General features: G+C 73.1%; 19 protein-coding genes. 17 read left to right on the forward strand and 2 right to left on the reverse strand.

All coding sequences use genetic code 11. The features are described 5' to 3' along the window. Positions 1–42 precede the first annotated feature (42 nt). The 9 genes from ABZX96_RS33130 to ABZX96_RS33170 all read left to right on the forward strand — a co-directional run bounded on the left by ABZX96_RS33130 (position 43) and on the right by ABZX96_RS33170 (position 11274). Positions 43–3693 carry an ABC transporter ATP-binding protein gene (locus ABZX96_RS33130; RefSeq protein ID WP_355551601.1) on the forward strand — a complete coding sequence of 1217 codons (3651 nt, stop codon included), beginning with the start codon at positions 43–45 and terminating at the stop codon, positions 3691–3693. Positions 3694–3700: 7 nt separating this feature from the next. Next, the gene (locus tag ABZX96_RS33135) at positions 3701–4768 is read left to right on the forward strand and encodes a glucose-1-phosphate thymidylyltransferase (RefSeq protein ID WP_355551603.1); all 1068 of its coding nucleotides are present in this window, start codon (positions 3701–3703) and stop codon (positions 4766–4768) included. Positions 4769–4843: 75 nt separating this feature from the next. Continuing rightward, positions 4844–5833, forward strand: coding sequence for a dTDP-glucose 4,6-dehydratase (gene rfbB / locus ABZX96_RS33140; protein ID WP_355551606.1), 990 nt, complete (start codon positions 4844–4846; stop codon positions 5831–5833). Further along, positions 5830–6717, forward strand: a complete 888-nt coding sequence (gene rfbD, locus ABZX96_RS33145) for a dTDP-4-dehydrorhamnose reductase (protein ID WP_355551609.1) — start codon at positions 5830–5832, stop codon at positions 6715–6717. Before rfbB ends, rfbD begins: the two co-directional genes overlap by 4 nt. After that, entirely contained in the window at positions 6705–7310 is a 606-nt protein-coding gene (gene rfbC / locus ABZX96_RS33150) for a dTDP-4-dehydrorhamnose 3,5-epimerase (protein WP_355551612.1), read from the forward strand. Before rfbD ends, rfbC begins: the two co-directional genes overlap by 13 nt. Before the next feature lie 95 nt (positions 7311–7405). Then, a complete protein-coding gene (locus ABZX96_RS33155; RefSeq protein ID WP_355551647.1) occupies positions 7406–8368 on the forward strand; it encodes an iron chelate uptake ABC transporter family permease subunit in 963 nt (320 codons plus the stop codon). 20 nt (positions 8369–8388) lie between these two features. Further along, positions 8389–9453 carry an iron chelate uptake ABC transporter family permease subunit gene (locus ABZX96_RS33160; protein WP_355551614.1) on the forward strand — a complete coding sequence of 355 codons (1065 nt, stop codon included), beginning with the start codon at positions 8389–8391 and terminating at the stop codon, positions 9451–9453. A 205-nt stretch (positions 9454–9658) separates the two neighbouring features. Then, on the forward strand, positions 9659–10717 hold the full coding sequence (locus tag ABZX96_RS33165; protein ID WP_355551617.1) for an RNA polymerase subunit sigma-70: 1059 nt from the start codon (positions 9659–9661) through the stop codon (positions 10715–10717). 107 nt (positions 10718–10824) lie between these two features. Then, positions 10825–11274: a hypothetical protein gene (locus ABZX96_RS33170; protein WP_355551619.1), complete on the forward strand. Its 450-nt coding sequence runs from the start codon at positions 10825–10827 to the stop codon at positions 11272–11274. 174 nt (positions 11275–11448) lie between these two features. Here the strand turns inward: ABZX96_RS33170 and ABZX96_RS33175 are convergent, their stop codons facing one another. Together ABZX96_RS33175 and ABZX96_RS33180 are read right to left on the reverse strand one after the other, a co-directional pair. Then, complete coding sequence (locus tag ABZX96_RS33175; RefSeq protein ID WP_355551622.1) at positions 11449–12726, reverse strand: MFS transporter; 1278 nt, start codon at positions 12724–12726, stop codon at positions 11449–11451. 96 nt (positions 12727–12822) lie between these two features. Further along, entirely contained in the window at positions 12823–13581 is a 759-nt protein-coding gene (locus ABZX96_RS33180; protein ID WP_355551625.1) for a DeoR/GlpR family DNA-binding transcription regulator, read from the reverse strand. Positions 13582–13908: 327 nt separating this feature from the next. Here ABZX96_RS33180 and ABZX96_RS33185 point away from each other — a divergent pair, with 327 nt between their 5' ends. The 8 genes from ABZX96_RS33185 (at position 13909) to ABZX96_RS33220 (ending at position 24566) form a co-directional block, all read left to right on the forward strand. Then, positions 13909–14508, forward strand: coding sequence for an HAD family phosphatase (locus tag ABZX96_RS33185; RefSeq protein ID WP_355551628.1), 600 nt, complete (start codon positions 13909–13911; stop codon positions 14506–14508). Between the two features lie 1002 nt (positions 14509–15510). Beyond that, positions 15511–16779 (forward strand): aspartate aminotransferase family protein, encoded by a 1269-nt coding sequence (locus ABZX96_RS33190; RefSeq protein WP_355551631.1) that lies wholly within the window; start codon positions 15511–15513, stop codon positions 16777–16779. Beyond that, complete coding sequence (locus ABZX96_RS33195; protein ID WP_355551634.1) at positions 16776–17741, forward strand: inositol monophosphatase family protein; 966 nt, start codon at positions 16776–16778, stop codon at positions 17739–17741. The genes ABZX96_RS33190 and ABZX96_RS33195 overlap by 4 nt, the downstream gene beginning before the upstream one ends. Further along, positions 17738–18757 (forward strand): alcohol dehydrogenase catalytic domain-containing protein, encoded by a 1020-nt coding sequence (locus ABZX96_RS33200; RefSeq protein ID WP_355551637.1) that lies wholly within the window; start codon positions 17738–17740, stop codon positions 18755–18757. Before ABZX96_RS33195 ends, ABZX96_RS33200 begins: the two co-directional genes overlap by 4 nt. 381 nt (positions 18758–19138) lie before the next feature. After that, positions 19139–19825, forward strand: coding sequence for a DUF4328 domain-containing protein (locus ABZX96_RS33205; protein ID WP_355551639.1), 687 nt, complete (start codon positions 19139–19141; stop codon positions 19823–19825). A 346-nt stretch (positions 19826–20171) separates the two neighbouring features. Next, the gene (locus ABZX96_RS33210; RefSeq protein WP_355551641.1) at positions 20172–21215 is read left to right on the forward strand and encodes a tetratricopeptide repeat protein; all 1044 of its coding nucleotides are present in this window, start codon (positions 20172–20174) and stop codon (positions 21213–21215) included. A 311-nt stretch (positions 21216–21526) separates the two neighbouring features. Next, complete coding sequence (locus ABZX96_RS33215; protein ID WP_355551650.1) at positions 21527–22597, forward strand: polyprenyl synthetase family protein; 1071 nt, start codon at positions 21527–21529, stop codon at positions 22595–22597. Positions 22598–23120: 523 nt separating this feature from the next. Continuing rightward, a complete protein-coding gene (locus ABZX96_RS33220) occupies positions 23121–24566 on the forward strand; it encodes a glyceraldehyde-3-phosphate dehydrogenase (protein WP_355551642.1) in 1446 nt (481 codons plus the stop codon). The last annotated feature ends 40 nt before the right edge of the window (positions 24567–24606 follow it).

The following is a 24606-nucleotide window of genomic DNA, read 5'->3' on the forward strand; positions in this document are numbered from 1 at the left end:
CAGGAGTGGTGACCCGCACTTAGGTAAGCCTAAGCTAACCACGTGCTCAGCAGGTCAACAACGTCCCCCGGCTGGACGCGCAGGCTCGCCGCCGCGTGTCGCCACCACCCCCGACTCCTCCTCGCGGTCGCCGTGAGTTCCGTGTGCGGCACGGGACTTGAAGCGGTCGGACCGCTCCTCGCCCGGCTCGGCGTCGACGACGCCGTCGCCGGGCACACCGGCCGCATCGGCTGGCTGGCCGCCGCGATGGCGGGCCTGGCCCTGGTCCAGTTCGGCGCCGAGTTCACCCGCCGCTACGCCGCCGGGAAACTCGCCCTCGGCGTCCAGCACCGGCTGCGCACCGAGGTCTTCGGGTCCCTCCAACGCCTGGACGGCGTCAAACAGGACGCGCTGCGCACCGGTCAGGTCGTCTCCCGCGCCAACAGCGACCTCCAGCAGGTGCAGGTCATGCTCGGCATGCTGCCCATCCCGCTCGGCACCTCGGCGCTCTTCCTCGTCGCCGTCGGCGCGATGCTGTGGCTGTGCGCCCCGCTCGCCCTGGTCGCGCTGACCGTGGTGCCCGCCACCGCGTGGGCCGCCGCCCGCAGCCGCGCCCGCCTCGTCCCCGCGACCCGCCGGGCGCAGGCCGGTGCCGCCCGCGTCGCCGAGCAGGTCGAGGAGGCCGTCACCGGCGTCCGCGTCGTCAAGGGCTTCGGCCAGGAGGAACGCGAGACGGACCGGCTGGCCCGCGCCGCCCGCGCCCTGTTCGGGCGGCGGGTGCGGGTCGCCCGCATCCAGGCGGGCGCCACCGCCACCCTCGCGGCGCTGCCCGCGCTCGGCCAGGTCGGGGTGCTCGCCCTCGGCGGCTGGCTGGCGCTGCGCGGCACGATCGGGCCCGGCACCTTCCTCGCCTTCGCCGCCTACCTGGCGCTGCTGGCCGGGCCCGCCCGGCTGTTCGCCAGCTTCCTGGTCACCGCCCAGCAGGCGCGCGCCGCCGCCGAGCGGGTCTACGAGCTGATCGACGCCCGGCCCGACATCACCGACCCGGCCGACCCGGTCGCCGTGCCCGCCGGGCCCGTCGGCCTCGAACTGCGCGACGTGCGCTTCGGCTACGCGCCCAGCGACCCCGTCCTCAAGGGCGTGTCACTGACCGTCCGGCCCGGCGAGACGCTGGCCCTGGTCGGCCCGTCCGGCTCCGGCAAGTCCACCGTCTCCCTCCTGCTGCCCCGCTTCTACGACCCGCAGGACGGCTCCGTCCACCTCGGCCCACCCGGCGACGCCCCCGACGTGCGCCACCTGTCCCTCGCGGAGCTGCGCTCCACCCTCGGCGTGGTCTTCGAGGAACCCTTCCTCTTCTCCTGCTCCATCCGGGACAACATCGCCTACGGCCGCCCCGACGCCACCGACGCGCAGGTCCGCGCCGCCGCCGAGGCCGCCGAGGCGCACGCCTTCGTCTCCGCGCTGCCCGACGGCTACGCCACCGAGGTCGGCGAACGCGGCCTGACCCTCTCCGGCGGGCAGCGCCAGCGCCTCGTCCTGGCCCGCGCGCTGCTCGCCGACCCGCGCGTCCTGGTCCTGGACGACGCGACCTCCGCCGTGGACGCCGCCACCGAGGCCGCCATCCACCGCACCCTGCGCACCGTCACCGAGGACCGCACGACCCTGCTGATCGCGCACCGCCGCTCCACCCTCCAGCTCGCCGACCGCATCGCCGTCCTGGACGACGGCCGCGTGGTGGACACCGGCACCCAGGACGAACTGGCCGCCCGCTGCCCGCTGTTCCGCGAACTGCTGGCCGGGCCGGGCGACTCCCTCGACGTCCGCGTCACCGCCGACCCGCACCCCACCGACGAGGGCGTCACCGCGCACCTGTGGCCTCAGCCGCCCGCCGACGCGCCCCGGCACACCCCGGACGAGACGGCCGAGGACCCGCGCCTGGACGAGGCCCGACTGCGCGCCCCCGACCCCGACGCCCGGTTCCGGCGGCTGCTCGCGCCGGTCCGCGCCGCCCTGCTGCTCGGCCTGCTCCTCGTCGTCGCCGACTCCCTCGCCTCCCTCGCGCTGCCCCTGCTCGTCCGGCACGGCCTGGACGCCGGGGTCGGCGCGGGCGACGGAGGCGCGCTCGCCCGCACCGCCCTGACCGCGCTGCTCGTCGTCGCGGCCGGCTGGGGCATCCTCAACTGCCAGGCCCGCGTCACCCGGCGGGCGGGGGAGCGGGTGCTGTACGGGCTGCGGGTCAAGACCTTCGCCCACCTCCAGCGGCTCGGGCTGGACTTCTACGAGCGCGAGCGCGGCGGACAGATCATGACCGCCATGGTCAACGACATCGACGCGCTCTCGGCCTTCCTCCAGACACACCTGCTGACCTCCGTCGCCGCCCTGGCCACGCTGTGCGGCGCCGTCGTGGCGATGCTCGCGGTGGACCTTCCGCTGGCGCTCACCGCGCTCGCCCTCGTCCCGCTGATCGCCGTGGCCACGGCCGTCTTCTGGCGGCTGTCCTCCGCCGCGTACACCGACGCCCGCGAACGCGTCGGCGAGGTCAACTCCAGCCTCCAGGAGAACGTCTCGGGGCTGCGCGTCGCCCAGTCCCAGACCCGCGAGGGCAGGACGGCCGAGGCGTTCGGCAAGCTCTCCGAGGGCTACCGCGCCGCCCGGCTGCGCGCCCAGCGCTACGCCGCCGTCTACTTCCCCAGCGTCAACCTCACCGCCGAACTCGCCAAGGCCACCGTCCTGCTCTTCGGCGCCCACCGGGTCGCGGACGGCGGCCTCGGCCCCGGCGTGCTGGTCGCCTTCACCCTCTTCCTCGGCATGTTCTTCTCGCCGATCCAGCAGCTCTCGCTCGCCTTCGACAGCTACCAGCAGGCGTCCGTGGGCCTGCGCCGCACCCTGGAACTGCTGCGCGTACCGCCCTCCGTCCGGCCCCCCGAGGACCCCGCGCCCGTCCCCGACCGGCTGCGCGGCGCCATCGAACTGCGCGAGGTCACCCACCGCTACCCGGGTGCCGAGCGCCCCTCGCTCGACCGGATCAGCCTGCGCGTCGAGCCCGGCGAGACGGTCGCGCTGGTCGGCACCACGGGCGCCGGAAAATCCACCGTCGTCAAGCTCCTCGCCCGCTTCCACGACGCCACCGAAGGCCGGGTGCTGATCGACGGCGTGGACATCCGCTCCTACGACCCGTCCGCCTACCGGCGGAAACTCGGCGTCGTTCCCCAGGAAGCCCACCTGTTCACCGGCGACATCGCCGGCAACGTCCGCTACGGCCGGCCCGGCGCCGCCGACCGCGAGGTCGAGGAGGCCGTCCGCGCGGTGGGCGCGCTGCCCGCCGTCGCCGCCCAGCCGTACGGCTTCCGCCAGCCCGTCGGCGAGCGCGGGCAGCGCCTGTCCGCCGGGCAGCGCCAGCTCGTCGCGCTCGCTCGCGCCCACCTCGTGGACCCCGGCCTGCTCCTGCTGGACGAGGCCACCGCCGCCCTCGACCCGGCCACCGAACGTGCCGTGCTGGAGGCCGGCGACCGGCTGGCCGCCGGCCGCACCACCGTCCTGGTCGCGCACCGCCTGGCCACCGCCGCCCGCGCCGACCGGATCGTCGTCCTGGACGCCGGACGCATCACCGAACAGGGCACCCACCAGGAACTCCTCGCCGCCGGCGGCCCCTACGCCCGGCTGTGGCAGCACCACTCGGCCGCCGAACCCGCCCCCCTCACCACCCAAGGATGACCCGCTCATGAAGGCACTCGTCCTCTCCGGAGGCACCGGCAGCAGGCTGCGCCCCATCACGCACACCGCCGCCAAACAACTCGTCCCCGTCGCCAACAAACCCGTGCTCTTCTACGGCATCGAATCCCTGGTCGCCGCCGGAATCACCGACATCGGCATGGTCGTCGGCGACACCGCGCCCGAGATCCGCGAAGCCGTCGGCGACGGCAGCCGCTTCGGCGCCCGCGTCACCTACCTGCCCCAGGAGCAGCCGCTGGGCCTGGCGCACGCCGTGCTCATCGCCCGCGACTGGCTGGGCGAGGACGACTTCGTGATGTACCTCGGCGACAACTTCGTGGTCGGCGGCATCACCGAACTCGTCGACGAGTTCCGCACCTCCCGCCCCGACGCCCGCATCCTGCTCACCAAGGTCGAGAACCCCAGCGCCTTCGGCGTCGCCGAACTCGGCCCCGAAGGGCAGGTCCTGCGCCTGGAGGAGAAGCCCAGCGCGCCGCGCAGCGACCTCGCCCTCGTCGGCGTCTACCTCTTCACCCCGGCCGTGCACGACGCCGTACGGGCCATCACGCCCTCCACGCGCGGCGAGCTGGAGATCACCGACGCCATCCAGTGGCTCGTCGAGGACGGCCGCACCGTGCAGTCCACCGTCATCTCCGGCTACTGGAAGGACACCGGCAACGTCACCGACATGCTGGAGGTCAACCGCACCGTCCTGGAGGGCCTGCCGCCCGCCGTCCTGGGCAGCGTGGACGGCGCCAGCGAACTCGTCGGCCGGGTGCGCATCGAGGACGGGGCCAGCGTGGAGCGGTCCCGGATCGTGGGGCCGGTCGTCATCGGCGCGGGCAGCGTCGTGCGCGACTCCTACATCGGCCCCTCCACCTCCGTCGCCGACGGGTGCCTGATCAGCGGCAGTGAGGTGGAGTTCTCCATCGTCCTGGACGACTCGCGTATCGAGAACGCCGGACGGATCGAGGGCTCCCTCATCGGCCGCAAGGTCCGCATGAGCGGCGCCGCCCGCGCCCCGCGCGCGCACCGACTCGTCCTCGGCGACCACAGTCAGGTGCAGATCGCGCCCTGAGGCTTTCCCGGCGGAACTCCCGCCCGGCCACCGCTCCACCCGACCGTCACCCACCCCCTCCCCTGGACCATCGCCTTGAGAATCCTCGTCACCGGCGGGGCCGGCTTCATCGGCTCCCACTTCGTCCGCACCCTGCTCGCCCCCGGGGGCGGCGGCCCGCACGTCACCGTTCTGGACGCGCTGACCTACGCCGGGAACCGCGCCAACCTCCGCACCGTGGAGGACGACCCCCGCTTCTCCTTCGTCCACGGCGACATCCGCGACCGGCCGCTGGTGGACTCCCTGCTGGCCGCGCACGACGCGGTGGTGCACTTCGCCGCCGAATCGCACGTGGACCGGTCCATCGAGGGCGGCACGGAGTTCGCCACCACCAACGTCGTGGGAACCCAGGTGCTCCTGGAGTCCGCCGTACGCCACCGCATCGCCCGCTTCGTGCACGTCTCCACCGACGAGGTCTACGGCTCCATCCCGGAAGGCTCCTGGACCGAGGACGAGCCCCTGGCCCCCAACTCCCCCTACTCCGCCTCCAAGGCCGGATCCGACCTGCTGGCCCTGGCCCACCACCGCACCCACGGCCTGGACGTGTCGGTGACCCGCTGCTCCAACAACTACGGCCCCCACCAGCACCCCGAGAAGGTCATCCCGCTGTTCACGACCCGGCTGCTGGCCGGTGAGCGTGTCCCGCTGTACGGCGACGGGCTCAACGTCCGCGACTGGCTGCACGTGGACGACCACTGCCGGGCGCTGCGGCTGGTCCTGGAAGGCGGCCGGCCCGGCCAGGTCTACAACATCGGCGGCGGCACCGAACTGAGCAACAAGGAACTCACCGAGCGCCTCATCGCCGCCTGCGGCGCCGACCGGGACCGGGTCGAGCACGTCACCGACCGCAAGGGCCACGATCGGCGCTACTCCGTGGACTGGACCAAGATCCGCACCGAACTCGGCTACACCCCGCGCCACTCCTTCGAGGACGGCCTCGCCGAGACGGTCGCCTGGTACCGCGACCACCCCGACTGGTGGGCCCCCACGGCCCCCACGGCCGCCCCGGGCGGTGCCGCCCGGTGAACCGCTGGCTGATCACCGGCGCGGGCGGGATGCTCGGCCGCGAGGTCGTCCGCCTGCTGGCCGCCGAAGGTGAGTGCGCGCTGCCCCTGGACCGCCGCGCCCTGGACCTCACCGACACCCGCGCCGTCGAGGCCGCCGTACGCCGCGCCCGGCCCACCGTCGTCGTCAACTGCGCCGCCTACACGGACGTGGACGGCGCCGAGACCGACGAGGACCAGGCGCGGCGGATCAACGCCGACGCGGTGCGCGGCCTGGCCCGCGCCTGCGCGCGCGGCGGCGCCCGGCTGCTGCACCCGTCCACCGACTACGTCTTCGCGGGCGACGCCACCACCCCGTACGCCGAGGACGCCGCCCCCGGCCCGCGCACCGCCTACGGCCGCAGCAAGCTCGAAGGCGAACGCGCCGTACGGGAGGAACTCCCGCACACCGGCACCGTCGTGCGCACCGCCTGGCTGTACGGCGCCCACGGCCGCAACTTCGTCCGCACCATGGCCGAACGCGCCGCGCGGGGCGCCACCGTGCACGTCGTCGACGACCAGACGGGCCAGCCCACGCCCGCCCGCGACGTGGCCGAGCGGCTGCTCGCCCTGGGGCGCGGCCCCGCCCGCCCCGGCGTCTTCCACGCCACCGCGAGCGGCCGGACCACCTGGTACGGGCTGGCCCGCGAGGTCTTCCACCTCGCCGGCGCCGACCCCGAACGGGTACGGCCCACCGACAGCACCACCCTGGACCGCCCCGCCGCCCGGCCCGCCTGGAGCGTGCTCGGGCACGACCGCTGGGCCGCCGCCGGGCTGCCCGCGCCCCGGCACTGGCGTGCCGCGCTCGCCGCCGAATTCGCCGCGGTCACCGCGGCCCCGGAAGGAGGAATCTCATGCGCCCGCTGAGCATCGAAGGAGCCTGGGTCCGCACACCGCGCGTCCACCGGGACGACCGGGGATCCTTCCACGAGTGGTTCAAGGAGCCCGAGTTCACCGGCGCCACCGGCCGCACGCCGGTCCTGGCCCAGGCCAACTGCTCCGTCTCCCGGCGGGGCACGCTGCGCGGCGTGCACTTCAGCGACGTGCCGCCCGGCCAGGCCAAATACGTCACCTGCGTGCGCGGCGCCGTGCTGGACGTGGTGGTGGACCTGCGGACCGGCTCGCCCACCTACCGCGCCTGGGAGGCCGTACCGCTGGACGAGGACGAACGGAACGCCGTCTACCTCTCCGAGGGGCTCGGCCACGCCTTCATGGCCCTCACCGACGACGCCACCGTGGTCTACCTGTGCTCCACCGGCTACCAGCCGCTCCGTGAACACGGCATCCACCCGCTGGACCCCGCCCTGGGCATCGACTGGCCCGCCGACCTGCCCCCGCTGCTGTCGCCCAAGGACGCCGCCGCGCCCACCCTGGAGGAGGCCGAGCGCCGGGGCCTGCTGCCCTCGTACGAGGAGTGCGCGCGCCACCGGGCCACCGTCAGGGAAGGCAGCGCCGCGTGACGACGACCGCCACCGTGGCGCGCGCGGCGCCGCCCGCGCCCCCCGCCCCGGCCGCGCCGGTCGCCGGGCGCCGGGCGGCGCGGGCCGGGGGACTGCTGCTGGGCCTGGCGCTGCTCGCCGCTGTGGTGCTGGCCAGCATCGCCGTGGGCGCCAAGGCCATCCCCCTCGACCAGGTGTGGCACGGCCTGTTCGACGCCACCGGCACCCCCGACGACCGCATCGTGCGGGAACTGCGGCTGCCGCGCACTTTCCTGGGCGTCGCCGCGGGCGCCGCCCTCGGGCTGGCCGGCGCCGTGATGCAGACCCTCACCCGCAACCCGCTGGCCGACCCCGGGCTCCTCGGCGTCAACGCGGGCGCCTCCGCCGCCGTGGTCACCGGGATCGCCGTGCTCGGCGTCACCTCCTTCACGGGCTACCTCTGGTTCGCGCTGGCCGGCGCCGGGGCGGCGGCCGTCCTGGTCAACGCCCTCGGGGGCAGCCGGGCGGCCACCCCGGTCCGGCTCGCCCTCGCGGGCACCGCCGTCAACGCCGCCCTCTTCGGCTACGTCAACGGGCTGCAACTGGTGGACCTCGGAGCCCTGGAGACCATGCGCCACTGGTCCATCGGCACACTCGCCGGCCGCCGCGGCGACCTGCTCCTGACCGCGCTGCCCTTCCTGCTGGCGGGTCTCGTCCTCGCGCTGGCCGTGGCCCGCCCGCTGAACGCCATGGCCCTGGGCGAGGACACCGCCCGCTCCCTGGGCGCCCGGCCGGGCCGCACCCGGGTGCTGTCCATCGTCGCCATCACCCTGCTGTGCGGGGCCGCGACCGCCGTGTGCGGGCCGATCGGCTTCATCGGCCTGATGATCCCGCACGCGGTGCGCGCCTTCTGCGGCCCGGACACGCGCTGGCTGTTCCCCTACTGCGCGGTCTTCGCGCCCGTACTGCTGCTGGGCTCGGACATCGTCGGGCGGGTGCTGGTGCCGGCGACGGAGATCGAGGTGGGGGTCGTCACGGCCTTCTGCGGGGGGTTGCTGTTCGTCCATCTGGTGCGGCGGCGGAGGGTGGCGCAGCTGTGAACGCTGTCCGCTCCCGTCCCGTGCGTACCTCTGCCGTCCGCCGTGTGCCGCCGCGCCCCACCGTCCTGCGCACCCGCGGGGGCCTCTCCCTGCGGCTGAGCCGTCGCGCCCTGCTGGTGTGCGGGGTGCTGGCGCTGGTCGGTGCCGCGGTGGCGGTCCTGTCCCTGGGCATGGGCAGCTACCGGCTCAGCCCCGCCGAGGTCGTCGCCACCGTGCTCGGTGACGGCCCGCCCGGCGCGGACTTCGTCGTCATGGATCTGCGCCTGCCGCGCGTGCTGGACGGGCTGCTGGCCGGGTTCGCGATGGGCATGAGCGGCGCGGTCTTCCAGTCCCTGGCGCGCAACCCTCTCGGCAGCCCCGACGTCATCGGCTTCGGCAGCGGCGCCTCGGCCGGCGCCCTGGTCTTCGTCATCCTCCTGGACGCCGGCACCCCGCAGATCGCCGCCGGCGCGGTGGCCGGCGGACTGGCCACCGCCGGCGCCGTCTACCTGCTGGCCTGGCGGCGCGGCGTGCACGGCTACCGCCTGGTGCTCGTCGGCATCGGCGGCTCGGCGGTCCTGGGCGCGCTGACCAGCTACCTGTACGTACGGGCCGACATCGGCAAGGCCGCCGAGGCCGCCACCTGGATGATCGGCAGCCTCAACGGGCGCGGCTGGGCCGAGGTGGGCGTGGCCGCCCTCGGCGTCGCCGTCCTGGCCCCCGCCGTCCTGGCCCTGACCCGGCGGCTGTCCCTGCTGGAGATGGGGGACGACACCGCGGCGGCGCTGGGCGTCTCCCCGCAGCGCAGCCGCCTGGCCCTCCTCGCCGTCGGCACCGGCCTGACCGCGATGTCCGTCGCCGCCGCCGGGCCCATCCCCTTCGTCGCGCTCGCCGCCCCCCAACTGGCCCGCCGCCTCACCCACGCACCGGGGCCCAACGTGCTCCCGGCCGCCTGGATGGGCGCCCTCCTGGTCACCCTCGCCGACTGGATCGCCCAGCGGATCTCCGGCACGGGCATCCTGCCGGTGGGCGTGGTGACGGGGGTGGGCGGCGGTGTGTATCTGGCGTGGCTGCTGTTCCTGGAGCGGAGGTCGGGGAGGTTGTGAGGGGGTGACGGGGACGCGGCCGTCGTGGATCGCGTCAGCTCGTCGCCGTGTGGAGGCCGTGCGCCGGAGCCGTCGGAGGGGATGGCTCCGACGCGTTCCGACGCGCTTCGGCGCAGCCCGCGAAGGCCCGTGGCCGGCCACCGCGAAGATCACGTTATGGTCGGAAGCCGGGGCGAGGGCGAGTGGCCGGCTGAACGGGGGCGTCGTGAACGGTGCGGACGACGGGCGGGGGAGCGCCGAGGAACGGACGGCGCGGGCCGTCCGGGCCGGGGACGAGGCGGTGTTCACCGAACTGGCCGAGGCCCACCGGCACGAACTGCGGGTCCACTGCTACCGGATGCTCGGGTCGTTCACGGACGCGGAGGACCTGGTGCAGGAGGCGCTGCTGCGGGCCTGGCGCAAACGGGACACGTTCCAAGGCCGTTCGACCTTCCGCGCCTGGCTCTACAAGATCGCGACGAATGCCTGTCTGGACGCGCTGGCCGACCCGGCCCGCCACCGCGAACTCGCGGTGGCGGTGGACGCCTCCGGGAGCGCGGCGGCGCGCTCCACACCGGCCGAGGTCACCTGGCTCCAGCCGTACCCGGACGCGCTCCTGGACCTGGCGGCGCCGGCCGGCGGCGAGCCGGAGGCGGTGGCGATCACCCGGGAGACCATCGAACTCGCCTTCCTCGCCGCCATCCAGCACCTCCCGCCCCGGCAGCGCGCGGTCCTCGTCCTGCGCGACGTCCTGGGATGGCCCGCGCAGCAGACCGCCGAGGCGCTGGAGACGAGCGTCCCCGCCGTCAAGAGCGGCCTCCAGCGCGCCCGCGCGACCCTGAGGCAGCACCTGCCCCGGCGGCGCGCGGAATGGCGGGCGGCCACCGCTCCCACCGACGAGGAACGCGCCCTGCTGCGGCGTTACGTCGACGCCTCCCGGCGCGCGGACCTCTCCGCGCTGGCCGCGCTGCTGCGCGAGGACGCCCGGCAGACCATGCCGCCCGCCCACCTGGTCTTCGACGGCCGCACCGCCATCGTGGACATGTGGCGCCCGGTCCTCGAAGGCGAGGGGGCCTGGGGCGACTGGCACGCGATCCCGCTGACGGTCAACCGCCAGGTCGCCGCCGTCAATTACGTCCGCGGGCCGGGGGAGACGCACCACACGGCGGTCAACGTGGACGTCCTGCGCGTCGAGGACGGGCTGATCGCCGAGATCACGACCTTCGGCCCGGAACTGCTGCCCGCGGCCGGTCTGCGCCACTCCCTGATCGTCACCAGCGGGTGACGTACGTCACCTCGCCCGGCCGATTCCTTCGCGTGCACCCGCCCGTCATACGAGCGCATCGCAGGGACGCCGCGCCCCGGGCGCGGCGCACGAGAAAGGGACCGACCATGACCGAGACCACGAGCAGCGCGCCGACGGGCCGTCCGGACGAGCGACTGGCCGCCCTCGACCGGTTGGTGGGCTCCTGGCGGGTGACCGGCGGCGCCGAGGGCACGGTCGCCTACCGCTGGCTGGAGGGCGGGTTCTTCCTCGTCCAGGACGTCCGCCTGGAGCAGTACGGCCAGCCGGTCGTCGGCGTCGAGATGATCGGCCGGGAGAAGCCCTTCGGCGCGCCGGAGCCGAGCGCGGACATCCGGTCCCGGTACTACGACAGCCAGGGCAACACCTTCGACTACGTGTACGAACTTGAAGGCGACACTCTGACCATCTGGGCGGGCGGGAAGGGCTCCCCGGCGTACTACCGGGGGACGTTCGACGCCGACGGCAACGTCCTCACGGGGGCGTGGGTCTACCCGGGCGGTGGCGGTTACGACTCCGTCATGACCAGGATCGGGTGAGTTCGCGGCCGGGGGCGATGGCTTTCCGTGTCCCGTCCGCTCGGCACTGGTGAGAGCACGGGGCGGACGGGCGCGGGCCGGGCGTCACGACTGCGCCCCGGTGAAGGCGGGGCTGGGGGCGGGGTGTTCGCCCCGTCGTTCGCCTGACGACGGGCCGGGCGGGCGCCGCGCCCGTCACCCGCCGGCGGCGGGCCCCCGCGCCCCGGCCGCGGCCCCGGCCTCCGCCTCCGCCGGCACCGGACCGGCGGCGGGGGCCGGCGACCGGGCGGGGCGCAGCACCCCCGCCGCGCAGGCCGCCGCCACGCAGAAGGCCACGGGCAGGAAGAACGTCAGGTTCAGCGGGATGGCGTGGGTGAGCGGCCCGATGACCGCCGGGCCCGCCAGCATCCCCATGTACCCCAGCCCGGCCACCTTGGAGACGTTCGCCCCGGACGACGCCGGGTCCACGTTGCCCGCGGCCGTGAAGAACTGCGGGACGCACCCGGACAGTCCGATGCCGAACACCGTCCAGCCGGCCAGGGCGAGCGGGACCCACGAGGACAGCGCGGCCACCGCCAGCCCGAGGCCCGCGAGGGCGGCGCCGTAACGGACCACGGCGACCCGGCCGAAACGCGCCACGACCCGGTCGGTGACGAACCGGCCCGCCGTCATGGCCGTGGCGAAGCCGCCGTACGCCAGCGCGGCGGTCGCGGCGGGGGCGTCCAGCACGTCGCGCAGGTGCAGGACGCTCCAGTCGTTCGCCACGCCCTCGCAGAGCATCAGCATCAGGGCGAGCACGCCCAGCGCCCAGACCTGCGAGGGGGTGCGGCGTTTGGGGGCGGGGGCCGCGGCACCGTTCCCGGCCGGCTTCGGCCCCACGCGCTCCGCCGGCAGCAGCCCCGGGACCACGGCGAACGTGACGATCACGCCCAGGACCGCCACGCACGTCAGCGTGAAGGAGACGTCCCAGTTCCAGCTGATCGTCCGGGCCCCCGCCAGGGAAGCGAGGACGCCGCCGACCGAGAACACGGCGTGGAAGGCCGACATCACCGGACGGCCGTAACCGCGCTCGACCTGCACGGCCTGGGTGTTCATGCTCACGTCCAGGCAGCCGTTGCCGAAACCCAGCAGCAACAAGGCCACGGCCAGCGTCCACGGGGCGTGCGCGAGGGACGGCAGGACCACCATGGCACTGCACAGCACGCCACCGGCCAGGACGACGCGCCGGCTCCCGAACCGGTCGGCGAGCGCGCCGCAGACCCGCATCCCGAGGAACGCCCCGCCGCCCAGGAACAGCAGCAGCCATCCCAGGACGACATGCGTGATGCCGACCCGCTGCTCGACCGCGGGGATGTGCACGATCCACATCCCCATGAGGAAGCCGTTGAGCGCGAACGCGCCGAAGGTGCACACGCGTGCGGTACGTAATCGCCGCGCCCTCTCCGGAGAATTGGAAGCAGTCGATTCACTCATCGGCGGTGAGCGTAACGCACAGGGTAGGTGTGCGAAAGAGGCCGAGCAATCACCGTCACTTGTCGGGGGAGTTAACGCGCTCCGCGTCGTGCGGCGTCACGCGTGGACGATGTTCACGCCCGCCGACCGCATCTCCTCCAGCGCGGGCGTTCCCGGGGGAGCGTCGGTCACCAGCACGTCCAGCTGGTCCACCGGGCAGATCCGGCCCAGCGCCACCCGCCCCAGCTTGTCCCCCGTGGCGACGAGGATGATCCGGCCGGCCGCCCGCGCGGCGACCCGCTTCACGTGGACGTCCTCAAGGCTGTACGCCGTGGCGCCGTTGGTCACATCGACGCAGCAGCACGCGAGGATGAACGTGTCGTACCGCAGGTCCTCGAAAGTCCGCAGCGCCGTCTCCCCGTGGAACGACAGTTCGCCCGGCCGCACCTGCCCCCCGGGGAGGAGGAGGCGGATGCCCTCGCTCTGGGAGAGCGGGATGGCCGCGTGCAGGGAGAGGGGCGTGACGGTCAGCCGCCGGTCGGTCATGGCCTGGGCCACCGCCACGGCCGTCGTCCCGGTGTCCAGGGCCACGGTTTCGCCGTCCTTGAGCATCCCCACCACCGCGTCGGCCAACTTCGCCTTGGTCTCGCCGCCGACCAGGGCGCGTACGGCGTACGGCGGTTCCACCCCGCTGAGCAGCGCGCTCACCGCACCACCGTGCACGCGCCGCAACGCGCCCTTGCCCTCCAGCAGTTCCAGGTCCCGTCGGATGGTCATCTCCGACGCCTTGGTGGCACGGGCGAGTTCCGCGACGGACGCCCGGTTCCGCTCCGTCAGGAGGGACAGGATGTATCGGTGGCGATCGGCTACGTTCATGTTGGTTGATGTAGCACACCACCATGTGGACTGCGAGTTTCCTTCTTCCGGCCCGTTGGTTCGCACGCTTCCCGAGGCCGCTCGCAATTGACATCCGCTCACCACGGATGTGTACTCCACCACATCCGGTGTCGTTCCGGTCTGCACCAAGTCCGGGAACGAGGACCGGAAACCGAGCACTGTCTTGGAAGGGATCGCGCCTCCCCGCGCGTCCGCGGTGGCCCCTTTCCCGTCGACGCCCGCGCCCCGGGGCATCGGGCGTCGGGCATCGGTGACACCGCCCACCACCACAGACCCCCGGCACCCACCCACCACCCGAGGTGATCCATGACCGCTGTCCTCTTCGACATGTTCGGCGTCGTCGCGCGTCACCAGTCGCCGGCCGCGCGCGCCCGGCTGGAGCGCACCGCCGGTGTCCCGGGCGCGGACTTCTGGCGGAGCTACTGGGCGCGGCGGCAGCCCTACGACCGGGGCGAACAGTCCGGCCCGGAGTATTGGCGCAGCGTGGCGGACGACCTCGGTGCCACCTTCGACGAGGGCCGCATCGCCGACCTCGTCGCCGCCGACGTGGCGAGTTGGAGCGAGGTGGACGACGACATGGTGGAGTTCGTCGGCGCGCTGGCGGACCGGGGGACCAGCCTGGGCCTGCTGTCGAACATCCCGCCCGAGCTGGCGGCGCACTACGAGCGGCGGCAGCCCTGGCTCGGGCGCTTCGCGTTCCTGGGCCTGTCCTGCCGGATCGGCCACGCCAAGCCCGAGCCGGCCGCGTACGCCTGGTGCGTGGCGAAGTTCGGCCTGCCGCCCGAGCGCATCCTGTTCGTCGACGACCGACCGGAGAACGTCCGGGCCGCCGAGTCCATGGGGATGCGGGGCCATCACTTCACGTCCCTCCCGGCCTTGCGGGAAGCACTGCGACAGGCGGGGTGAGGCCGCGCTGCCGTCCCGGGCGCCCGGCGCGAGCCACCCACCCCGACGCGAGGCCCCGGCCCCACCGCGAACTCCTGCCGTACTCGTCACTGCGCCCATAGGACGGCGTCGGCGCACCCCAAGCGCCCACGAACGCCCGCACGAACACCAAGCAACCATCGAACCCACGCGGACCCGCACGCCAGGACAGCCACAAACGCCAAGCCGGCCACAAAGGCCAAGCCGACCACGCAAGCCAAGCCGACCCGCGCCCTCCAACGCCCCGAGGCCGGACCCTCCAACCCCCCGAGGTCAGACCCCACAGCCGCGACCCCCAAGAGAACACCAAGACTGTTCGAAAGGTTCGCAACGCACCGGCCAACAACCTCTCGACACCCCGGCCTCCCGTGTCGACGCCCCCACCGGCCCCCGCCCGGACACAGGTCCGGAACCGGCCACGAGAGCAGCGTCACACCGCTGACCCGCACGTCAACGCGATGCCAGGTCATACGGGCAGGCCGGAGATCGTCCCAGGGAACGCCCCGGACGGACCGGGGGCGGTTCCGGCCGTGTCGCGCACACACTTGGAAAAAGCGAACAGTCGCCGTGTTAGCGTCGTTCCCGTCCAAGGTTGAACTGCCCAACTGCCCACCCGTCGCCAGGGAACGGCCGTACGGACGCCGGGGCGGGCACCATGCAGCAGGGGAGGCCCTGCAAGGGGGACACGCATCAGCCGGCCGCCTTCGAGCGGCCGAGCATCCGGCCGGTGAACACACACTTCGCTCCGGGCCGAGCGGCACGGCGTCGCCGTCCGCGTCGAGGACCGCCGCCGTACGCGCCGCGGGCCCGGCCACACCACCGGTCGCACACCGAGAACTTCAGTCCTGTCGGCCGACGCCGCGTCCGTGCCGCGCGGCGGGCCCCATGCCGCCGCGCACGCCGCGCACCGCCGCCGACAGCCGCGCCCGGACAGGCCCCACACCGGCCGGGCACGGGCACCGCACGCCTTCAAGGAAGGACACCATGAGCGTCACGGACGTGCGTGACATGATCTACTACCCCGTCAGCGCCCAGAAGATGGTGCGCGGCGAGGGGATCCACCTCTACGACGAGGACGGCAACGAGTACATCGACTGCGCCTCGGCGACCTTCAACCTCAGCCTCGGCTACTCCCACCCGGCCGTCGTCGCGGCGATGAAGGAGCAGTTGGACGTCTTCACCCACCTGACGTCCTCCATGCAGAGCGACCCCATCAACGGCCTGGTCCGCAGGCTCGTCGAGGTCTCCCCGGAGAACCTCACCAAGGTCCACCCGAAGGTCTCCGGCGGTTCGGAGGCGAACGAGGGCGCCATCAAGATGGCGCAGTACGCCACGGGCCGTTCCGAGGTCATCTCCCTGTTCCGCAGCCATCTGGGGCAGACCATGATGATGACCTCGATGTCGGGCAACGCCTTCCGCAAGGAGCCGTTCCCGTCCCTCTTCCCGCGCACCCTCCAGGTGCCGGACCCGTACTGCTTCCGGTGCTTCTACGGCCAGCAGCGGGAGACCTGCGGAATGATGTGCGTCGACCGCATCGAGGACTTCCTGGAGTACGCCAGCACCGGTCAGGTCGCCGCGATCGTCGTGGAGCCGATCTCCGGGAACGGCGGCAACATCGTTCCGCCGGACGGCTACTTCCAGAAGCTGCGGTCCTTCTGCGACGAGCACGACATTGTGCTGATCTTCGACGAGATCCAGACGGGCATCGGCCGCACGGGGCGGATGTTCGCCGCCCAGCACTTCGACGTCGAACCCGACGCCATCACCACCGCCAAGGGCCTGGGCGGCTCCGGCGCGCAGGTCGCGGCGATCCTCACCAACGACCGGCTCGCCGGCCTCCCGTCCCACCACCACTCCTTCACCTACGGCGCCAACCTGCTGGCGGCCTCCGCCGCCAACGTCACGCTCGACATCGTCCGGCAGCCGGAATTCCTGGCCAACGTCCGGGCCACGGGCGACTACATCCTCGGCCGCCTCGCGGACATGCGGACCCGCTACCCGGCGATCGTCGACATACGCGGCGTCGGCCTCATGATCGGCTTCGAGATCGCCCACCCCGACGGCCGGCCCGCGGTCAAACTGACCAACCACCTGGCGAGTTCGGCGATGCGGCACGGCCTGATCCTGCGCACCTCCCGCTACGGCTACGGCAACGTGCTCAAGATCCGGCCACCGCTCATCCTGACCCTCGACGAGGCCGCGCTGCTGTGCGACCGTCTGGAGAACCTCTTCCGCGCGGAGCTGTCGTCGTGAAGGAACTCAAGGAACTGCTGACGGGCCTCGGGCAGCACGTACGGGCCGAGCTGACGGCGTACGCGCGCCTGGGGCAGCGGCGGCGGGTGCACGGCGACTCGCCGGGCGGCGACGCGCAGTTCGACGTGGACGAGGTCGCCGAACGCGCCGTCCTGGAATATCTGCGGGCCCGCACCGACCTGCCGCTCGCCGTCTACACCGAGGACGGCTCGCTGGTCGAGCTGGCGCCCGACCCGCGGTTCGTGCTGGTCGTGGACCCGATCGACGGGACCCGGCCCGCCTCGGCCGGTCTGGAGATGGGCATGGTGTCCATCGCCGCGGCGCCCCTGGGGCCGTCCGCGGCGCCGACCCTGGCCGACGTCACCGCCTCCCACCTCCTGGAGCTCAAGTCCGGCGCCTGGATCTACGGGGACGAGGACGAGGGGCTGTCCAGCGGCGGGTACGACCACCCGCTGCCCCGGCTCAGCGACACCACCGACCCGGCCCGGATGTTCTGGTCGATCGAGTTCAACGGCCACCCCATGCACCTGATGAACGCGGCCTACGGCCACCTGGTGGACCGGTCGGCCAACACCGGCGGCGTCTTCGTCTTCAACAGCGCCACGTTCTCCGTCTCGCGGATCATCACCGGCCAGCTCGACGCCTACGTCGACATCGGCAACCGCGTCCTGCGCGACCACCCGCACACCGAGGCGGCGTTCCGCGCCGCCGGACGGGGGTCGATCCTGCACCTGTTCCCGTACGACATCGCCGCCGCCGTCCATCTCGCCAAGCTGAGCGGCGTCACGATCACCGACGCCTACGGCGCGGACCTGGGGACCACCGCCCTGCTCGACCTGGACCCGATGAACCAGAAGTCGTGCGTCGCGGCGGCCACCCCCGGCCTCCACAAGGCCCTGCTGGACGCCATCCGCTGGGACATCCCGGGCGCCGACTCCACGACACCTGGAGGCAGGCCGTGAAAGCCCTGGTCCTGAACGAGAACCGCACCCTGTCGCTGACCGACCGCCCCACGCCGGAGCCGGACGCGCCCACCGACGTCGTCGTCCGCGTCGTCCAGACCGGCATCTGCGGAACCGACCGCAGCGTACTGGTGGGCAAGTTCCCCGCCGTGCCCGGTGTGGTGATGGGGCACGAGGCGGTGGGCACGGTGCACTCCGTCGGCACCGCCGTGACCCGCCACCGCCCGGGCGACCGCGTCATCGTCAACCCCACGCTGTACTGCGGACAGTGCCCGACCTGCCTCGCGGGGCACTGGGACTTCTGCGAGAACAAGGCGGGCACCGAGGTCGGACTCGACCTCGACGGCGCGTTCGCCGAGTACATCCGGCTGCCCGAACGGTTCCTCCACCCCGTGCCCACCGGCATGGACCTCGACCGCGCGGTGGTCGTGGAGCCGCTGGCCTGCGCCCTGAACAACATCGAGGCGGGCCGCCTCCAGGCCGGCGAGACCGCGGTCGTCGTCGGCGGCGGCCCCGTGGGCGTGGTGTGCGCGCTGGCCGCGCGGCACTACGGAGCCCGGGTGCTGCTCGTCGAGCCCGACCCGTACCGGCAGAAGCTGTGCCGCGAGGTGCTCGAAGCGTCCGACGGCGGACGGGTCACCGTCCACGCCCCGGAGGACGGCGCCCTCGCCGAACGGGGTGACGTGGTCGTCGACACCGTCGGCAGCCTGCTGGAACAGGCCCTGGCGTACGCCGCCACACGCGGGCGCGTCGTCGTCATGGGCTACAACAGCAACGCCTCGGCCACCGTCCGGCCGTTGGAGATCCTCCAGCGCGGCCTGCACATCATCGGCGCCGGGGACTACAACAGCATGCTGTTCCCCAAGGCCATCGAACTGGCCCGCTGGCTCCCCCTGGAGCGGCTGGTCACCCACCGCTTCCCCCTGGAAGACCACGAGGCCGCTTTCGCCGCCCTCGCCGCGGGGTCCGGTACCTCGTATTCCGCGCTCAAGGTGGTGCTCGTACCGGAGCGGTGAGGGGAGCGGTTCAAGCATCCTCCAGGATCAGTCGCACCCCATCGTGAACAAAGCGCGTGATGCGGGGGCGACGGCTTCAGCCGCGGCAAGAGAAGGGCTCTTTCCTCTTCCCAGGGGAAAGAGCCCTTTTCCATGGCGTCCCTTCGTGTGCGGTGCGCCCAGCGGAAGGGACGGCCGGAATTGCGGCCTCCGGCGGGGGAATGCGGGCGGAGGGGGTGGGGCGTACGCGTGATGGGGGAGGGACAGGCGCGGGAGGAGGGGAGAATGCGCGCCATGTGACCGGAAATGCCGGTGGACGGCAGAGTGACGATGCACCTAGAGTTTCTTTCCCCCGCCTGGTGCGGGCTTTTTCTTTTCCTTTCCTTGTGGAGATTCTCAGCCGTGTCCTACCACCATGCCGGATTACCGCCTGCCGGCCCTGTGCTCCGGTCGCCCGACGGTCTCGCGAACGCCATCACCCTGCTGCTCGTCGTGATGATCGTCATCGATCTCTTCTCCATCGGCGCCGGCGCCAACATGCGGGCGCTGATGGACGATCCGCTGTCCGCGAGCATGGCCGAACTGAACCGGGCCGACGCCATGTACATGCGGGTCGGAATCTTCCAGATCCTGGGCACGCTGGCGACGGCGGTGGTCTTCATCATCTGGCTCCACCGGGTTCGCACCAATGCCGAGATCTTCGCGGCGGACATGTGCTCGTTGGGTCGCGGCTGGGCGATCGGCGCCTGGTTCGTTCCGATCGCGAACCTTTGGCTGCCTTACCGCGTCGCCCGCGAGAGCTGGGACGCCAGCACGCAGATGGGGCCTGACGGCATGTGGCGCAACGCTCCGAAGGGAGTGCTGAACGCCTGGTGGACCTTGTGGGTCGTCGGGGGCATCCTCAGCAGGATCGGCGGCTTCGTCTACCAGGGCGTGGAAACCCCGGAGGAGCTCAAGAAGGCCGCCGGCCTGCTGATGTTCTGCGATGTGCTGGGCCTCGCGGCGGCCGTGCTCGCCATCCTCTTCGTGCGCAAGCTGACGAGCATGCAGGAGATCAAGATCATGCTGGGGCCGGTCGCCTCGGTCTGACGGGATCCGGTCGCCCCGGTCTGACGGGAAGGCTTGCCGCTCCGGTGGCCCTCTTTCGCCGCACGCCCGGCGGTGGGGGACCACCGGAGCGGTGGCGCGTCGGCCGCCGCGAGGCCCGGTGGCCGGCCGCGCCGTGTGGTGGCGTGCCTCCGTTCGTCGCAGCCGTACGAGAACGGGTTCGTGACCTACGCCGCGGAGGCAACCGTCCCGACCATGCCTGCGTCTTGATCAACACCTAACCGATGATGCCGTTGGGGCGCGTGAGCAACCGCCTATACACCCCGTCTCTACACGTGGTGTATAGGGGCTGGGCGTGTCGCCGGCAGCCGCAGGCAGTAAGGACACCATGTACGGCAAGGCATTCGCCCCGGAGTACCAGGGCGCACTGACCACCCTCTCCGTGAACTCCTCACTGGTCGACGTACTGGCCACCGGCACCGAGCAGTTGCGCGCCGCCGAACGCGCCGGCTCGCCGGCGGACGCCGCCCGCTCCGGGCTGGCGGTCGCGGAGGCGCACCGCAGGCTGGGCCAGGTCGCGGAGGCCGACCAGGCGTGGAAGGCGAGCTACCGCGCGGCGCGGCAGGCCGGGGACACCGCGGCGATGGCCTGGGCACTGTGGAGCGGCGGCACGCTGGCGCGGCAGCGCGGTGCGCTGGCCCTGGCCTTCCGGCTGCTGGGGCTGGCCGCCGAACTCGGCCGCCGGGGCGACGACATCGTCGTCCGCGGCTACGCGCTCGCGGGCATGGCGGAGACGGGCCGCATACAGGGCGACTACGAGGCCGTGGGCGAGCTGCACGAACGGCTGCTGGCCGAGGCGCGCAAGCGCGGCGAGGCCCGGCACACGGTGTGGGCACTGGAGGGCATCGCGCAGATGCACCGCAACACCGGGTCCTACGACACCGCGTACGCGATGTTCGAGGAGGCCGCGCAGATAGCGGGGCAGGCCGACGACCGAAGAGGGCGGGCCTGGGCGCTGCGCGGCCTGGCGGACGTGGTGTCCGTGCGCGACGGGGACACCGCCCGCGCGCTGGAACTGCTCTCGGAGGCCGAGGTGACGTGCCGGGAGATGAACCTGTCGAGCGCGCTGGCCTACAACCACAAGATGCGCGGCAACGTCCTGTACCGCGCGGGGCGTTACGAGGAGGCGCGCACGCTGTACGAGCAGGCGCTGGAGGAGTTCCGGGCCATGCGTGAGCCGCGGGGTGAGGCCCTGTCCCGCCTCGGGCTCGTCAAGTCCCTGGCCCAGCTGGGCCGCGACCGCTCCGCCACCGCCGCGGACCTGGCCGAGCTGGCCCGCACACTGGAGGGCATCGGCCTCAAGCACGCCCGGGACATGGTGTCCCGGGCCCAGAAGGAGTTCGGTCTCGCCGGAGCGGAGCAGGACGCGTGAGGGGCGTGGCACCGACGGCGATGACGGCCTCGGACACGGCTTCCGCGACGATGACGCCCCCGGACGCGGGCTCCGTGGCGATGACGGCCTCGGATGCGGGCTCCGTGGCGATGACGCCCCCGGACGTGGCCTCCGCGGCGACGCCCGTGGACCAGGCGGTTCCGACCGTGCTGTCGGTGGGCGCGGCCTCCACGGGTGCGGACCTTTCGGCCCCGGCCTCGTCCCCGGACGCGGCCCCGGCCCCGGCCTCGTCCTCGGACGCGGGTCCCGCGATCACGGCGCCGCCCGCGAACGCGGCTCTTTCGGACCCCGTGCCGCCCGCAGCGGAGGCGCCCCCCGCGACGGCCCCGCGCATCCTGGCGCGCTGCCAGGAGCTGGTGCGGCCCGCGCTGGCCGAGACGGTGGCACGGCTGCACCCGTGGCCGGCGGAGATGGCGGCGTACTCGTTCGGCTGGTGCGAGGTGGGCGGCGCGCCCGCCACGGGTTCGGCGGGCAAGGGCGTGCGGCAGGCGCTGGCGGTGCTGAGCGCGGAGGCGGCCGGGGCCCACGGCGCGGCGGCGGTCGCCGGAGCGGTCGCGGTGGAACTGGTGCACACCTTCTCCCTGTTGCACGACGACATCATGGACGGCGACCCGACCCGGCGCCGCCGCCCCACGGTGTGGAAGGCGTACGGCACCGGACCGGCCGTGCTGGCGGGGGACGCGCTGTTCGCGCTGGCGGTGGAGACGCTCGCCGTCACGCCGGACGCCCACGCGCCCGGGGCCGTGCGGCGACTGGCCGCGACGCTGTCCGACCTGGTGCGCGGCCAGGCGGACGACCTGCTCTTCGAGAGCCGGCCGTGGACAGGGCCGGACGCGGTGTCTCTTGACGAGTACCGGGCGATGGCCGAGCACAAGACCGGGGCGCTCCTCGGCTGTGCCGCCGCGCTCGGTGCCGTGCTCGCCGGGGCGCCCGAGGAGACGGTCACCGCCTTGGAACGGGCCGGCCGGCACATCGGGGTGGCCTTCCAGGTGGTGGACGACATCCTGGGCATCTGGGGTGACCCGGCGGTCACGGGCAAACCCGTACACAGCGACCTCCTTCGCGGCAAGAAGACCTTCCCCGTCCTCGCCGCCCTCGGCGCCACCGAGGAAGCCGCGCACCGCACGGCCGCCCGTGACCTCGCCGAACTCCTCGCGTCCCCGGACGCCCTCGATTCCGAGGCCACCGCCCGTCGAGCCGCGCACCTCATAGAAGAGGCGGGAGGCCGCGCCGCCGCCCTGAAGGAGGCGCGGCGCCTGCTCGCCGTGGCGGACACCCACCTCCGGAGCGTCTCCCTGCTGCCCGGCCCCGCCGAGGAACTGCGCGCGCTGCTCACCGGCCTCGTCCACCGTGTGGTGTGACGAGGAGGCGCGGCGAGGGGGCTCGCCCGGGGCCGGATGAACGGGGCGCGGCGGTCCGATGCGCGGGCGCGTCCGGACGGGGCCACGGCCCCGCGGCGGCGCGCCCGCGCATCCGGGCCCACGCGGTCGCCCCGGCCGTTCGCGCGCCCCGCGCGGCGGCCCGCCGATCACCCGAGCACCGACCTGCTGCCAGGCCCGCGACCGGCCGAAGCGACCACCGACCGCGCCTCGTCAGCAGGGGCACGTGACGGGGTTTCGTATGCAACGGCACACGGGCGGAGCCGTGTACGCAACGACACACGATGGAGCCGCGTACGGAGCGACACCCCCATGCAAACGGCGAGAGGCGCAGAACGGACCAAACCCCACAAGCCCGAACGTCTTTACCCCGCGCGGCGGTTCGCGGCGCGCCGCGACGCGGCACCCGGGCCCGGCTCCGGGCGCCTCTCCCGTGGTACCGCCTGAGTGGCCGAAGAGGAGGGGGGTTAACATACGAGCGCCGCCTAGCTCGAAAGATAATCCTGTGACTGTCAACGAAGACTCGTTCACTAACTGGAAGAACCGCGAGGAGATCGCGGAGTCGATGATCCCGATCATCGGGAAGCTGCAGCGGGAGCGGGACGTGACCGTCCTGCTCCACAGCCGCTCCCTGGTGAACAAGTCGGTGGTCAGCATCCTCAAGACCCACCGCTTCGCCCGGCAGATCGCCGGTGAGGAGCTCTCGGTCACCGAGACGATGCCGTTCCTCCAGGCGCTCACCGCGCTCGACCTCGGCCCCTCCCAGATCGACATCGGCATGCTCGCCGCGACGTACAAGACCGACGACCGCGGTCTGTCGGTGGCGGAGTTCACCGCCGAGGCCGTCGCCGGTGCCACGGGCGCCAACAAGATCGAGTGCCGCGAGCCGCGCGACGTCGTCCTCTACGGGTTCGGCCGCATCGGCCGGCTCGTGGCCCGCCTGCTCATCGAGAAGGCCGGTTCCGGCAACGGCCTGCGGCTGCGCGCCATCGTCGTGCGCGGGGGCGGTGACCAGGACATCGTCAAGCGTGCCTCGCTGCTGCGCCGCGACTCCATCCACGGCCAGTTCCAGGGCACCATCACCGTCGACGAGGCGAACAGCACGATCGTCGCCAACGGCAACGAGATCAAGGTGATCTACGCCGACGACCCGACGTCGCTGGACTACACGGCGTACGGCATCAAGGACGCCATCCTCGTCGACAACACCGGCAAGTGGCGGGACCGCGCGGGCCTGTCCCAGCACCTGCGCCCCGGCATCGCCAAGGTCGTCCTGACCGCGCCGGGCAAGGGCGACGTCCCCAACATCGTCCACGGCGTCAACCACGACACGATCAAGCCGGACGAGCAGGTCATCTCCTGCGCGTCCTGCACCACCAACGCGATCGTGCCGCCGCTGAAGGCGATGGCGGACGAGTACGGCGTGCTGCGCGGCCACGTGGAGACCGTCCACTCGTTCACCAACGACCAGAACCTGCTGGACAACTACCACAAGTCCGACCGACGCGGTCGTTCCGCGCCGCTCAACATGGTCATCACCGAGACCGGTGCCGCCTCCGCCGTCGCCAAGGCGCTGCCCGACCTCAAGGCCCCCATCACCGGCAGCTCGATCCGCGTCCCGGTGCCGGACGTCTCGATCGCGATCCTGAGCCTGCGACTCGGCCGCGAGACCACCCGTGAGGAGGTCCTGGACCACCTGCGCGACGTGTCGCTGACCTCGCCGCTCCGGCGCCAGATCGACTTCATCAGCGCCCCCGACGCGGTCTCCAGCGACTTTATCGGCTCGCGGCACGCCTCGATCGTCGACGCCGGCGCCACCAAGGTCGACGGGGACAACGCGATCCTCTACCTCTGGTACGACAACGAGTTCGGCTACTCCTGCCAGGTCATCCGCGTCGTCCAGCACGTCTCCGGGGTGGAGTACCCGACCTTCCCCTCGCCGGCGGCCTGACGCCGGCCCCGGGGGGCGGGGCGGGGGGGGGGGGGGGGCC

It is taken from the genome of Streptomyces sp. NPDC003077, assembly GCF_040611095.1.
In the GTDB taxonomy this organism is placed as follows: Bacteria; Actinomycetota; Actinomycetes; order Streptomycetales; family Streptomycetaceae; genus Streptomyces.

Bases quoted from the DNA above. Each gene is read 5' to 3' on its own strand.
- ABZX96_RS33175 (WP_355551622.1), bottom strand. From the start codon at position 12,726: ATGAGTGAATCGACTGCTTCCAATTCTCCGGAGAGGGCGCGGCGATTA.
- rfbC (WP_355551612.1), top strand. From the start codon at position 6,705: ATGCGCCCGCTGAGCATCGAAGGAGCCTGGGTCCGCACACCGCGCGTC.
- ABZX96_RS33190 (WP_355551631.1), top strand. From the start codon at position 15,511: ATGAGCGTCACGGACGTGCGTGACATGATCTACTACCCCGTCAGCGCC.
- ABZX96_RS33170 (WP_355551619.1), top strand. From the start codon at position 10,825: ATGACCGAGACCACGAGCAGCGCGCCGACGGGCCGTCCGGACGAGCGA.
- ABZX96_RS33210 (WP_355551641.1), top strand. From the start codon at position 20,172: ATGTACGGCAAGGCATTCGCCCCGGAGTACCAGGGCGCACTGACCACC.
- ABZX96_RS33180 (WP_355551625.1), bottom strand. From the start codon at position 13,581: ATGAACGTAGCCGATCGCCACCGATACATCCTGTCCCTCCTGACGGAG.
- ABZX96_RS33135 (WP_355551603.1), top strand. From the start codon at position 3,701: ATGAAGGCACTCGTCCTCTCCGGAGGCACCGGCAGCAGGCTGCGCCCC.
- ABZX96_RS33185 (WP_355551628.1), top strand. From the start codon at position 13,909: ATGACCGCTGTCCTCTTCGACATGTTCGGCGTCGTCGCGCGTCACCAG.